Origin of the sequence: Sphingomonas profundi, assembly GCF_009739515.1 — a bacterium.
Taxonomy (GTDB): domain Bacteria; phylum Pseudomonadota; class Alphaproteobacteria; order Sphingomonadales; family Sphingomonadaceae; genus Alterirhizorhabdus; species Alterirhizorhabdus profundi.
On record NZ_CP046535.1, the window covers coordinates 454013 to 466991 of the forward strand.

A 12979-nucleotide genomic window follows, 5' to 3' on the forward strand; every position below is an offset into this window, starting at 1 on the left:
CATTTCCCGCTTCCCGACGTCGGTTCATGTACGGCTGCACCTGTGAGCCGTCGCCTGCCTACACGACAGTGGGAGGAACTCGGTCATCGCTGGCGGAGAGGCGCATAGGACATCTACTGCTCAGGCCGCCGCTCCGGGCGACTGGAGACGAACCATGACCAGCTTCATCATTCACAACGCGTTGCGGGCCGGCTTTCCTCAAATTGCGAGCGCCGGTAGTGCTCGAGGCCACGTATTCCGGAAGCGGCACACCCGGCGAAGCCCGTGCGACCCTCGCTGCTTTTGGGTTAGGCCCACAGCGACGCAGTGATATGGAGATCCGGTGCGCCGCCGCACGCGTCGGCACCAATGCAGGTAGTATGAACAATAGAAGCGTCCCGCCCGGCGCCGCCAAGCTCAAGGCCGCCCAGAACTACGTCCGAGGGAGCGCGGCACCCCGCGCGGCGGTGTCCAAGGCCCGCGCACTCGTGCCTGCGTCCGAGATGCAGGCCTTCGTGGACTGGCTTCCAACCGTGCGCCGCAAGGGAAGGGGGATCGCCTTCGACCACTTCCCGAGCTCGTTGGGCCAACTCTGGCGATCGGGCACCCTGTCCGCGACCACGCTCCCTCGCGAGACGGCCTGGGCCGCCGCGACGTTCCGCCGCCACGCACGGGCGCTCGCGGAGTTCCGCCTTGCCGCGAGGGCGTACGAGGTGCTCCTCGTCGGGAACCGGCACGCGGCGTGCTTCGAGCAGCTGGACAGGATGGAGCAGGAGTTCGGGACCTCGCTCTGGATTCTCGAGAGCCGGATGGCGCTGCTGCAGTGTGCCGAGGGCCTCGAGGCCCAGAAGTCGTTCGCCGCGGAGGTGAGGAAGTCGCGCGGCCAGAACGACGTCGTGGCGTTCCTCGCCTACCACCTCAGCCGCCGCAACGAGCCGAGCACGACACCGTTGCGGTACGTCCAGCATCTCGAGGACCTCGTGGGGGCCTGGGACGACGCGGAGAACCTGGGCGCGTACTTCCTGTACAGGCTCGGCAACCAGGCACCTGCCACCGCCGCCCGCTACGCGGACGTGCTGCGCCTCGAGAGCAGCGCGGCGCTCGTGGACCATTACGAAACATTCGTCCAACTGGCGGCGTGCGCGGCATCCATGGGCGATGACCTCGTCAAGGCGGCCTTCCGCGGCGAGGTAGTGCGTCTTGCCGGGCTCATCGAGGACGAGCGGCTTCGGCGGGCCGCCTTCCTCCTCACCGGGACGGGACGTTGGCTCGACGGCATCGACGCCAATGGATCCACCATGGAGGACGCCCTGCTGCTCGGAGACGCTGAGACCGCAGTGGCGCTTGCCGACGCTGCGATCACGGCAGATCCGGCAGACGCGCGCGCATGGATGACGAAGGCCGCCAGCCTCTCACCGGCCGACGAGGCGGGGTGCGGCGATACACTCTGCTCCACCACCGTCGCCCGCGTGCGCCGCATGCTCGGACGGACCGGCGACGCCGACCGGGCGATCGTCGAACTTCTGAGGGACGGCCTGAACCACCGGCTTCAGGACTTCTCCATCGTGGTGAACGCCGCAGTCTGGGGCGAGATGTTCGCCGTCCCCGCACTTGCGCTCCAACTGGAGGCGCAGGCCTTCGTGTACGGGCGCGGCCTCAGGCCCTCCGACGTGGGCCGGGTGATCGGCGCCGGCGCCGGCGCCGCAGTGGAGGTGGCGGTGCGGTCGGTCGCGCCCGGCCACAGGTCTCCCGCACTGACGGAGCAGCTGGTCAGGGCGAACCTGGACGTGCCCCCGGACAGCGGCTTTCCGACCGCGGACCTCCCGGATCTGCCAGCGGACGCAGTGAAGGAAGCCGAGCTCTTCCGCGCTCTCGGGCGCGGCGATCACGACGCGGTAGTCCGGCTGGCCGAGCGGCTGGCCGACACCACTGATCTGCCCCGGCGGAGGCGCGTGAGGCGGCTGCTCTCGCTTTCCCTGCTCCAGGTGGGCAACGTGCCCGAACTGACCCGCCTCATCGCGGCCGCCTGCGTGGAGGACCCGGCGCTCGTCCGGATGCTTCCGCTCGCGGAATGCGCCCAGCTGCTCGACCGTGCGCAGCGGAAGAGGATGGCGGGCGAACTGGCCTCGCCGATCCTCCTGGACCTGTTCTCCAAGCACTTCGACGACAGCCTCGACGACGCGAGGTCGTATGCCTACGAGGACTTCCTGCTCTTCCATGGAATGGAGCGACCCGCGCAGCTCGACGGAAGGGAGGATGGCTTCGACCGCCCGCTCCTCGTTCACTACCTGAGGCACATCTGCGTGCCCGGCGTCATGCAGGTCTCCTCGGCCTTCCAGGGCACGCGCGAGCTCGAGGACGAACGCAAGAAGGTCCTCTCGCTGCTCGTGAAGCTGGACCCGCAATCAGCCAAGGAATACGAGGCCGAGCTGCGCGAGGTGACCCGGGCGCAGCTGATCCACCGCGGCGTGCGCCACGTCGAGCGGAGCAAGATCTACGTGGACGTGCCCGCGATTAGGCGGGCGTTCGAGAAGAAGCACCGCGAGACGTTCCAGCGCTACCAGGCCCTCGGACGTGCCGGGATCGGGACCGACGACGTGGAGCTCGAGGCCGCCCTGCAGGAAGCGCTCTCCGGCAAGCCCCTGCCGCAGCAGGTGCTGGAGGTCCCCAAGAACGAGGCCAACGATCTCCTCCTCCAGATGCTGCGCTGGCTCTACAACGAATGCACGACCAGCCCGGAGCACGGCCTCGACTGCTACCTGAGCCTGCGGATCCGGCACGGCACGCTGTCCGGGCAGCTGCGGACACCCCTGGAGATCGAACGGATCATCACGCAGCGCGGGTCGGACGGGGAGGAGTACGGCTCAAACCTGCACTGGCTCGAGAGGCTGCGGCACCTCCCGGACGAGGCCGCGGCATCGATCGACGCGCGTCTGTCGCGGTTCTCGGCCGACTACGACGCCTTCATCTCCAGGATTGCGCAGGAGATGATCCAGATTCACAGGTCGGACAGGCCCTTCGGGCTGTTCCGCATCAGCCTCCGCTCCGTGCGGTTCAGGCTCTGGGTCGCCGACCTCAGACCGGACATGACCTTCGAGGAGTTTTTCGAGAGCGCGATGGAGATTTTCTGGGAGTCGGTCGAGCATTCCCTCGGCGCGGTACGCGAAACAATCGACGCCGTGCTGAAGCCCGAGGTCAACGCGAAGTTCGCCGAACTCGAGAAGGATCTGCGGTCGCTCGCCGGCACCATGCCCACCGCAGACCTCGATCGTGCAGTCAGGACCGCTCGCACCGGCACGCTGCAGGCGCTTGACCTCGTGAAGGACTGGTTCCGCCTCTCGCAGCCCATCAGCGAGCCCGCCTTCCCGATCGGCGACCTCATCGACGTGGGCCTGCAGTGCGTGAAGGCGATACACCACGACTTCGCCCCGGTGGTCACGCGCGACGTCGATCCCCTGCCCCCGTTCGCGGGTGCCCTGGTGCTGTTCTCAGACATCTTCTTCATCATTTTCGACAATGTGCGCCGGCACGCCGGCATGGGGCCCGACCCGCATGTCTCGATCGAGGTCCGCAGCGCAGGTGACCGTCTGCGCATCGTGGCGAGGAACGAGGTGGCGGACGGGATACGCAACCCCGAGACCGTGGAGCGCATCGAGGCGATTGAACGCGCCATCGCCGAGGGTGACTACGGGAGCGCGGTGCGGTCGGAGGGCGGCACCGGCCTAATCAAGCTGCGCAAATTGATCGGGTCCGACGCCGGCGAGGCACGCCGGCTCCGCTTCGGCTTCGACGACGCCGGCTTCCATGTAGAACTCGAACTGGGCCTTCGGGAGATACAGACGTGAGGATACTGATCGTCGAGGACGACGAAAACAAGAGCTTCCAGCTCGACCGGTTCGTGCGCGACGAGTTCCCGGAGGCCGAGCTTCGGTCCACGCGCTCGCTGCAGGCGGGCGTCCGTCGCATCCGGACGGAACCGTTCGACCTGGTGCTGCTGGACATGACCCTGCCGAACTACGAGGCGGGTCCGGACGAGCCCGGAGGAGGCACCACCCATAGCTTCGGTGGTCGGGAGTTCCTGAAGCAGATGGAGCGTTTCGAGATCGCCACCCCCGTGGTCGTGGTGACGCAGTTCGAGACGTTCGGCGCCCCACCCCATTCGCTGAACCTGGAGGAGCTGGACGCCCAGCTCCGTCGGGAGCACGGCTCCATCTACCAGGGCGCCGTATACTACCACGCCTCGATACATGGATGGCGCGACGCCCTGCGCGCCCGTTGCGAGGCGGCCCTTCCCAGGGGAAGCGCAGAGGGGACTGAGCCTTGATCCGCATCCTGATCGTCGAGGACGACGCGGAGAAGCTGCGCAGGGTGACCAAGTGCCTGCTCGGCGTCGAGGGGCTCGAGCCCACTATGATCGAGGACGCGCGTGACGCGACCGCGGCCAAGCGCATGATGCGGGACGCACGCTACGACCTGCTCGTGCTGGACATCCTCATACCGTCGAGGCGCGACGAGCCGCCGGCCCAGGCGTCGGGTCTCGAGCTGCTCCGAGAGGTCATCGACCGCGACGTCTACCATACCCCCGTCCACATGGTCGGGCTCACGGCGAACGAGGAGGCGCTCGCGGTGGCGCGTCCCCGCTTCGACGACGACGTGCTGCAGGTCGTCCTGTACGATCCCTCCTCGACGGCATGGTCCGAGCGCCTCGCCCGACTGGCAGCGCGCGCCCTGGCGCAGGCCAAGGGTGCGCCGCCGGCACCCTCGCACGGCGTGGATGTCGCCGTCATTTGCGCGCTCGCGACGCCGGAGCTCGCGGCCGTGCTCGACTTGCCGTGGGACTGGAGCATCCGCGATGTGCCCGGGGACCCGACCACCTACCACCGCGGCTCGTTCTTCCGGGACGGCATCCGGCGTGAGGTCGTCGCCGCCGCGGCGCCGCGGATGGGCATGCAGGCGTCGGGGGTGCTCGCCATGAAGATGGTGATGACGTTCAGGCCCCGCTACCTGGCCATGGTCGGCATCCTCGCCGGTGTGCGCGGCGGATGCGAGCTTGGCGACATCGTGGTCGCCGACCCGAGCTGGGACTATGGCAGCGGGAAGCGGTCAGCTCGCGAGGGTGCGCCCGCGTTCGCGTCAGCGCCCCACCAGCTCGGTCTCGATCCGTTCGTCCGCAGCCGCCTTGCCAGGATGGCGCAGGACGTGGAGCTGCTCGACCGCATCCGGAGGGGTTGGCGAGGAGGCTCGAGGGACCGCCTGCTCTCCCTGCGGCTCGGTCCGGTCGCCTCGGGGGCGGCGGTGCTGGAGGACGAGGAGGTGGTAGCCCAGATCAGAGGGCAGCACCGCAAGACGCTTGGGGTTGAGATGGAGACCTACGGGGTTTTCGTGGCCGCGGAGGAGAGTCCAGATCCGCAGCCGCGCTGCTTCTCGTTGAAGTCGGTCTGCGACTTCGCCGATCCGGCCAAAGACGACGGGCATCAGGCATACGCCGCATACACGAGCGCTGCTGCGTTCAGGCTATTCTGCGAAGGGCTGCTATGAGCCTGGCCGGTCCGTCTTAGCCATGAAGCGACAGGCAGTCGCTCAAACTTACAAGCCGCCGTTCGGGGCCGGGTACCGGCTCCCCGCGAGCCGACGCCCATTCAGACAGGGCCGCGCGGCCGGGACTGGGCCGGTAACGGTCAGTCAGCTTTTAGCATCGAATCACGGAAAGCGGTCATCCAGCGATCGGCCTCTCGACAGTTGATCGAGCGGCCGGAGCCGGCCGATAGACGACTGACCGCTTCTGGTCAGACGGTCGCGGTTCGCCCGATCAGCGTCCGCTGCGCAAATCGATCTTTAGTTTCTGCTGGTAGACCGCGATCCGCTTCTTCGCGCGCGCGACGACATCTTCATAATACAGCATCTCGGAGTAAATCTCGCCAAGCGGTGCACGAGTTACCGGATCGAGCAATGTGCTCGCCTGAAAATATCCCTTTCCATCCGGAAACGGAATCCAGTTGTTGAGCCTGAGCGGATTGATCGCGTCGCCGATCAGATAGCAATAGAATTTGCGTAGCTTGCCATGCGATTTCGCGGCCAGAAGATGAGCATATTCGAAAAGATCGCCGATATGATCGTCGAGTGACACGTCGGGTGCCTTAAACTCGACAATGATCGCTGATCCTTCCTTGTTGAAGAGCGCGATATCAGGTCGCTTTCCAGCATTGTCATCGGCCCGCTTCTGCAGAAGCTTGCGAAACTCCGCGTCGATATCGCTGTCGAAGATCTTCTCCGTTCCCGACCATGGTATCTGCGCGAGCGGCTTGTCGGACGCAATATGGTCGTAATATTGATATTCTTCGCTTAGCAGCCAGATGTCATGGTCGACGAATTCGGCGCTGTCCTTGCGCATCGGAAAGAAAATGCTGTGAATGATGCGCTCGTCGCGGCGCTTTCCGGTTGCCGTGCTCGCTTGCATCGCAAGCTGCTTGCGGCACGCGAGGTCGAGGATCTCGACGATCGCCGCGCGTCGGACGATCAGCTGCGACAGGTTAGCCATGTCGAAGTCCTTGAGCGAAGCCGTGTATTTCCACGACAGCTCGTTGATCTTCGTCCGGAACTCGTCGGTGTCCGGCTGAGTATTGATTATGTCTTCCTTGAGATCGAAGATCTCCGCCGTCGCGTTGATCACGCGCTCCTGATATTTGCGCAGCACCCGCTCGGCGACCTGCTGCGCACTGTCGCCATGTCGAATCCGTGTCTCGGTGTCGGCGAGCATGCCCGCGCCGACACCGAACTGCTCGACGATCTCCTTGAGGACATCTTCCTTCTTCCAGTTGGCCGGCGCGACCATCTCCTCGATCACTGGATCGATCGCCTCGTGGATGGACGCGTAAGAGAGCTTTTCACCTCCGAAGATTCCGCCTGCGCCGGACTCTTCGGGAATGTCGTCGAAATCGTCACGTTGCTCGTTCACATGGCCGTCAAGATATTCGCTCTCGATCAGTACGATATGATGGAAGCCGCCGACCGGATTACGCTGTTCGGTCTTCGTCCGTAGATAGTAAGCCGTGATGTCCTTGACCGGCGATGACTTCGCGCAAAACGCGATTGCGTTGCGCGGGAGATCATAGTCTGCCGCGTCGAGTTGATAATGTGACAATGTGAATAGTTGATGTGAACCAATCGCATCCCCGCTTCCTGGATCGCGTTCTTCGACCTTAACCGGAACTTCGCGCGTGATCGCTGGCAGATCTGCGCGGCGCAGCCACTCGATCTTCTCCTCCTGCTTCCAGTGGCGCGTCCGGAACCGGATCTCGAAATCGCCCAGCTCGTCGGCAAGCCCGACGAGGCGCTGCAGAAAAGCAACGAGCGTCACGCGGCGCAGCATCGACGCCGCCAAGATCTCGCTGGGTCGCTCATTTTGAAAGATGCGCTCGCGCACGAGATTCTTCAGCTGGCCTAGCCGGATCGTCGTACCGAGTTCGGCGCCCGGCGCCGCGACCGTAGTGAAATCCTCGAACTCGATTTGCTTGCGCGGCTCGGCGAAATGCATCGAGCGCTGAGAAACCTCGTCGCCAGCACGATATCGGGTGTCGATAGTCATCTCGGCGAAATGGTGAAAGAACTGGATGCGCCCAGCGCCCTTGCACTTGCCGATTCCGACGATGCCGAGATCATCCTTATAGGAGGTGTCCTTGGTGAGGAACGCCTTCAACTGTTCGTCGCCGAGCCCGCAGCCATTGTCTGCGCATGCGACCGACACCTCCTCACGCTCGCCGAGCAGGTCAGCCGCAGTGAAATCGACGTCGATCAGGATCGACAGCGGCGCTACCGCGCCTTCGGCCTTCTTCCGGATCAAAAAGGAGTCGATCGCGTTCGATATCAGTTCTTCGAACACGACATAGCGGTTCTTGCTGAGCCGCGTATTCTTGATGCTACCCCGGATATCGAGCGTCATGTTCGTTTGCAGTTCACCAGGAGCCTTGTTCTGGCGCCGTTCTGACTGGCGTGCGCGAGCCGGTCAAGCGGCCGCGCAGCGCGCAGATTCGAGCAGATTTCCTGGGTCGGAGCGTCAACCGCACCGGGTCGCGGACAGAAACGGCTCGGCATCGATGTTGAGCGCCCGCCCCTTGGCTTGGAGCAGCGCACGCAGGCTAATCTGCCGGGTCAACGTAGCGCGCAGGTCATAGCCGTCCATCAGCAACACGGCCTTATCGCAATTCTGCTTGAGCAGCGGCACGACATGCTCCGACCAGCCATTGATCGAGAGGAACAAACCCATCGTCTGCCGGCCGGAGCGCTGCACCTGTCCGAGCAGCCCGTCGAGATCGCGGCCGTCAGCGGCCTTTTTCCGCCAGCGACACTCGACGAGATAGTGCCAGCCATCCATCTCGAACGCGCCGTCGATTTGTTCGCCGCCATCGTTACGCTGAAACGCGCGCGACACCGGAAACTGATGGAGATCGAACAGGCGATTGAGCAAATCCTGCAACAGATAACCCCGGCCGGGCGGATCGCCGTCCTTGGTAGCTTCGTCGAACTGGCCGAGCAGCAGCAGGCTCTGCTGTTTGAGCTGGGCCTCCTGCTCCTGCGCCTGCGTAGCGGCTGCCTCGCGCTGGCGCGTTTCGGCCGCTACGCGAAAGCGCTCCTCCTGTTCCGCGACTGACTGGCTCACTTCACGCGCCTTCTGGACGGTCGCGCGTGCCACATATTCGTCGGCGGCGAGGTGAAATGCGTCCCAATTCGCCGCGAGCTCGATCAGTCTTTTGATGACCGCGAAGTCGCGCCCTTCCTTCGCAAGCTCGTCGAGCAACATCGCGCCCGCGACGCGCTTCGACGCCTTCGCTCCGGTCGCGGGATCGCGGTCAGTCAAGAAGCGCCGGATCAGATCCTCGTCGACGTTCGCGCGTCGCAGCAAATGGTCGGCCGCCACGCGCTTGATGTTGACTAGGGTCGCGATAATCTCGAGCGCGAGGCGCCTCAGATCCGCCATGCTCTCGGTCACCCGGCCCCCCGCACCATCTCGAGCAGACGGTCGAAGAACTCTGGCACCGCCTCGTCGGGACTTACGGAGTCGGAGACGATCGGGGATACCCCGCGGCTCTCTAGCACCTCCTCCTGAACGACGTCCGGTCGGACTAGGAAGATGAACGACCGTGGCCGGCGCTTCGCGTAGGCCGTGCCGTCCCAAGTACGCTTGAGCTTATAGAGAAGCAGGCGAAGGTTAAGATCTTTGAGGCTATACCCGACGAAAAGGATCGTACGGCCGAGCACGTCTGACCGGAGCTTTAGGTCGAGTGGCGATTCAAATTCCAGCCGTTCAAAATAGTCCGATTCGGTCACGACGAGTGAGTTATCGTCGGAGAAATCACCATGAAACTTGACGACGTGTGTATGGTTCGGCTTCGCATCCGCGATGTCGACAACTGATGCGATCTTCGAAACATCGTGGCCGCGCAGCCTGAACGCTCGCTCGAGATTACTGTCATAATTTGTTGTGTAGATGAGAGGAAATTCGAGATCGACGATCTGGCGATGGACCTTCGAGGCGAGTAGCTTCTCATCGGTTACGTTCCAGCTTCTGTCCATCCAGCTGCGTAGGTCCCCGATGCTACCTTTCCGCAGCTTATAGAACTCTGCTACCTGCAGATAGTCCGCGCCCGGACCGGCCAGAATGGCAGGATCGAAATCCAGTTCCCTGGCCATGTGCTCGATCAACTCGCCCCATGACGGGAGGCCGAGCGGCCGCGACAAGCCCGCCCCCACGAACAGAATCACCCTACGATCGCGGATCTCGCGCGCAAGCATATCAAGCATCGTTCCTCCTCCGCAGATGGTCTGCGAACGCGTTCAGGGCGATCCTGCGCATAGATATGTCGTTCTTCCCTTCACCCATCTCCGCGAAGGTCTGCTGATGTCCGTCCGGGACGAAGACGCAGTCCCACTGAAAGGCGCGGTCGCCTCGCGGCGCCGACGCGACGGTACCGCGGATTTCGCCCTGGAAGTGATGGATCCGCCGGCCATCGCAATAGCCGATCCAAGTTTTCGCGGTGAGGCCGCGTTTCTCCCGGTTGCCGAACATATCGCAAAATCGGTCCGCCTCCAGCGAGTCCCAGAACGGCTGGGTGAGGCCGCCCGGAAAGCCGTTGAGCGCATCGAGATAAAGGCATGTTTGCTCAACAAAGAGCCTGTGGCCGATGCGTTCGAAGGCACGAAGCACCTTGTCCCGCACGATCGCCTCCACGTCCCGGGTCTGGATCTCATCGATTGCGACATTAATTGGGATCACCTCGGCACCTAGCGGCTCAAGAATCTTCCGCGCCTCATCGATCTTGTGCCCGTTCTTCGAAAGGAATCTGATCCGCATCCCGCCTTCCACTCCGTTGATGCGGCCTCTATCGCCGGCCGCCATGCTCGTCGACCTTCACGTCCATCTCCGGGGAACACTCGTCCGGGAAACCGTGCTCCTTCTTGCGGAGCGCAACGCTGTGTCGATTCCCGAAAGCATTCTCGCCGACGCGCGATATGGCTGGCACGACTTCGCGTCCTTCCTGAAGGCTTACGATCTCATCACGTCGGTGGTGAAGTCTGCCGCTGACCTTGAGGTGATCACGACCTCCTATCTCAAGCGGTGCGCTGCGCTGGGCGGTGGCTATGTGGAATTCATGCTGTCGCCCCCGGACCTCGCCCGCACGGGCATTCCATTTCCCGAACAGCTGGCGGCTCTCGGGGCCGCAGCCGACCGGGCCGCCGAAGAATGGGGCGTGCGCTCGCGCCTCATCGCAACCGCGGTTCGCCATCTCGGGCCGGAGGCCGCCGTCGAGGCGGCTCGCATGGCAACCTCGATCCGGTCCAATATGCTGGTCGGCTTCGGGCTGACCGGCGACGAGCACCAGCACGAAGTGGGCGAATTCGCAGAGGCTTTCCGTATCGCGCGGGGAGAAGGCTTGCGCGCCACCGCGCACGCTGGCGAGCATAGACCAGCCGAAACGGTGATCGAGGCAATTGAGGCACTCGGCCTCGACCGTGTCGGTCACGGCATCAGGGCCGCGGAGTCACCGGACGTCATGAGGCAGCTGGCCGAAGCCCGAATGCCGCTCGAGGTCTGCCTCGGCAGCAACCTAGCCCTCGGTCTTTATCGCTCGGTTGCGGAGCATCCAGTCCGGAGGCTGGCGGATACCGGCTGCACTATCGTGCTCGGCACCGACGATCCAGGCTTCTTCGGCACGAATCTCGCAACGGAGTACGGCCTCGCCCTTGAGGCCGATCCCCGCCTAGGCATCGAGAAGGTCTCCGCGAACGCCATTGCGGCAGCCTTCTGCGACGAGCAAACTAGGGCGACCCTCACCTGCATGCTCGGGAAACGCTTGCGCAGCGACGCTTGACCCCCAATCCGCTTACCTGAGCCAGACGTCGATGACTGCCCACGTCTTCTTTCAGGCAGCGTGGGCTCGGGCCTGTACGACTGCATTGGGCGCGTCGCCGCCACCGTCATCGCCGGCGAATAATGACATCGTCGCCGAACAGATCGGCATCCGCCAGCATCGCTTTGACCTGCTCGGACCCGGCTGCTTTTTCGATATTATCCATAAACGCTGCGTCGACCTTGGCCACCTGCGCAGGCGACATCGCGTCTATCGATACACGCACATGGCGCGCGCGATCGTTGAAGAAGCCGACGAGCCCAGAAGGCAGCACATATTTGCCAGGGGTAAGATAGCCGTGTTGCGCGTTGACACGTGTCCGTTCCCAGGGACCGCGTCCTTTCCGGATCATGCCGAATAGGGCGAATCGCCCGAGCTTGGCGTAGGTCATCATCGTCTTCGATGTGCCCGCGATGTCCATATCGATATAGCCGGTCAGGTAGCGATTGATGTTGTCAGCCAGATCGCGAACCGTAGTGCTCTCGATAATGTCGAGGGGGAGGAGGTGCTGTTCAAACTTGCCGACCCCGTTTCGACGGCCGTGCAGGAAATCCCGCCAAACCGTCTCTGCTTCAGCAGCGGCACGTTCCTCCTCGAGCGTATATCGATGATCGAGATTAAGTCCCTTAGCGTGTTTGAGCACCCTCCATGAGATCGAGGTACAGAAGCGCAGCAACCAGGGTCCATATTCTACTCGCGTCGTCTCACGCAGGTAAGGGCCAAATATTTTCGATGCGAAAGACTGCTCGTCACGGCTGAGCAATTGCTCACAGCTCTCACAGAGCCAAGGCTTCTTTAGACCATCCTGGACCCGGCGGTTTATATTCTCCGTCGTCCGAATGTGGCCTGTGATCGAGCGTTCGCGCAACCAACGGAAAACGAAAGCGGGCAAGACGTGACTGGTCTTTAGTTCAGCCTCTTGGCGACAGAGTGCGCAGCTTGCCATTGTGCCACGATAGCATCTTGGGCAACGCCATCTAGGGTTGATGTGTGGCAGCGAGCCCACTCGGGTTCTTGGCTCGAACGACAGCTTTCAGGATCGACTGCGCGGGTTCGGAATGACTGCCTATAGGGCGCGTAGCTGCCGCGTCACCGCCAGCCAACGAATGTCCGCTTATCTCGGACATCCGCTCCAAACCGGCCATTCCGCTTACCACCATGAATGCGCGTCCGCATTTCACCAAGATGCTCCTGAATGCGGAACGTCCGCAATCAGCGTGAACGTCCTATGCCGACTGCTCGCCGGCAAGTGCGATGACGGCGTCGGTGAGGATGCTGACCTCCTCGGCAAGCGAGCGCAGCCGGTTGGCCAGTGCGATGCGCTTTGCGGGATCCGAACCAGGCGCCTGACCCTCTGCGGCTGCGACGGCACCGTCTTCAAACCGCGCGGTGAGCAAGTAGAATAGCTGCCGGACGAGATCGTCATGCGGGGCGGTGAGGTCTGCTTCGGCCATGGCGGCACGAAGCGAGCGCACGCCCGCGAAGTCCATATCCAGCTTTGCGGCGGCTTCTGACATTCCATTCGACTTGGCCTTGGAACCGAGCATTGCTGTGCTCGTGAGTCGCAGGCGGCACGGCGGTGCCGGCTGGAGGGC

10 protein-coding genes are annotated in these 12979 nt (G+C 63.5%); 4 read left to right on the forward strand and 6 right to left on the reverse strand.

The annotated features are described in order from the left end of the window. Positions 1 to 359: 359 nt before the first annotated feature. The 3 genes from GNT64_RS02120 to GNT64_RS02130 are packed head-to-tail and all read left to right on the forward strand — an operon-like array spanning position 360 to position 5517. Positions 360 to 3824, forward strand: a complete 3465-nt coding sequence (locus GNT64_RS02120; protein ID WP_156678018.1) for a hypothetical protein — start codon at positions 360 to 362, stop codon at positions 3822 to 3824. After that, complete coding sequence (locus GNT64_RS02125; protein WP_156678019.1) at positions 3821 to 4303, forward strand: response regulator; 483 nt, start codon at positions 3821 to 3823, stop codon at positions 4301 to 4303. Before GNT64_RS02120 ends, GNT64_RS02125 begins: the two co-directional genes overlap by 4 nt. Then, complete coding sequence (locus GNT64_RS02130; protein ID WP_156678020.1) at positions 4300 to 5517, forward strand: phosphorylase family protein; 1218 nt, start codon at positions 4300 to 4302, stop codon at positions 5515 to 5517. The genes GNT64_RS02125 and GNT64_RS02130 overlap by 4 nt, the downstream gene beginning before the upstream one ends. Before the next feature lie 271 nt (positions 5518 to 5788). Here GNT64_RS02130 and GNT64_RS02135 read toward each other — a convergent pair whose 3' ends face one another. The 4 genes from GNT64_RS02135 to GNT64_RS02150 all read right to left on the reverse strand — a co-directional run bounded on the left by GNT64_RS02135 (position 5789) and on the right by GNT64_RS02150 (position 10372). Then, positions 5789 to 7918, reverse strand: coding sequence for a hypothetical protein (locus GNT64_RS02135; RefSeq protein ID WP_156678021.1), 2130 nt, complete (start codon positions 7916 to 7918; stop codon positions 5789 to 5791). Between the two features lie 114 nt (positions 7919 to 8032). Next, positions 8033 to 8965 carry a restriction endonuclease gene (locus tag GNT64_RS02140; protein WP_156678022.1) on the reverse strand — a complete coding sequence of 311 codons (933 nt, stop codon included), beginning with the start codon at positions 8963 to 8965 and terminating at the stop codon, positions 8033 to 8035. Then, positions 8962 to 9777 carry an SIR2 family protein gene (locus GNT64_RS02145; protein WP_156678023.1) on the reverse strand — a complete coding sequence of 272 codons (816 nt, stop codon included), beginning with the start codon at positions 9775 to 9777 and terminating at the stop codon, positions 8962 to 8964. The genes GNT64_RS02140 and GNT64_RS02145 overlap by 4 nt, the downstream gene beginning before the upstream one ends. Next, positions 9770 to 10372 carry a non-canonical purine NTP pyrophosphatase gene (locus GNT64_RS02150; protein WP_231639194.1) on the reverse strand — a complete coding sequence of 201 codons (603 nt, stop codon included), beginning with the start codon at positions 10370 to 10372 and terminating at the stop codon, positions 9770 to 9772. Before GNT64_RS02150 ends, GNT64_RS02145 begins: the two co-directional genes overlap by 8 nt. Between GNT64_RS02150 and add the strand changes: the two genes are divergently transcribed. Then, positions 10371 to 11345: an adenosine deaminase gene (add, locus tag GNT64_RS02155; protein WP_156678024.1), complete on the forward strand. Its 975-nt coding sequence runs from the start codon at positions 10371 to 10373 to the stop codon at positions 11343 to 11345. The two genes, GNT64_RS02150 and add, sit on opposite strands and share 2 nt — an antisense overlap. A gap of 106 nt (positions 11346 to 11451) precedes the next feature. On the opposite strand, the gene GNT64_RS02160 is transcribed toward add, so the two are convergent. Together GNT64_RS02160 and GNT64_RS02165 are read right to left on the reverse strand one after the other, a co-directional pair. Beyond that, positions 11452 to 12027 carry a hypothetical protein gene (locus GNT64_RS02160; protein ID WP_156678025.1) on the reverse strand — a complete coding sequence of 192 codons (576 nt, stop codon included), beginning with the start codon at positions 12025 to 12027 and terminating at the stop codon, positions 11452 to 11454. Positions 12028 to 12610: 583 nt separating this feature from the next. Beyond that, complete coding sequence (locus GNT64_RS02165; protein WP_156678026.1) at positions 12611 to 12931, reverse strand: hypothetical protein; 321 nt, start codon at positions 12929 to 12931, stop codon at positions 12611 to 12613. Positions 12932 to 12979: the final 48 nt, after the last annotated feature.

Bases quoted from the DNA above. Each gene is read 5' to 3' on its own strand.
- GNT64_RS02120 (WP_156678018.1), top strand. From the start codon at position 360: ATGAACAATAGAAGCGTCCCGCCCGGCGCCGCCAAGCTCAAGGCCGCC.
- GNT64_RS02145 (WP_156678023.1), bottom strand. From the start codon at position 9,777: ATGCTTGATATGCTTGCGCGCGAGATCCGCGATCGTAGGGTGATTCTG.
- GNT64_RS02165 (WP_156678026.1), bottom strand. From the start codon at position 12,931: ATGCTCGGTTCCAAGGCCAAGTCGAATGGAATGTCAGAAGCCGCCGCA.
- GNT64_RS02150 (WP_231639194.1), bottom strand. From the start codon at position 10,372: ATGGCGGCCGGCGATAGAGGCCGCATCAACGGAGTGGAAGGCGGGATG.
- add (WP_156678024.1), top strand. From the start codon at position 10,371: ATGCTCGTCGACCTTCACGTCCATCTCCGGGGAACACTCGTCCGGGAA.
- GNT64_RS02135 (WP_156678021.1), bottom strand. From the start codon at position 7,918: ATGACGCTCGATATCCGGGGTAGCATCAAGAATACGCGGCTCAGCAAG.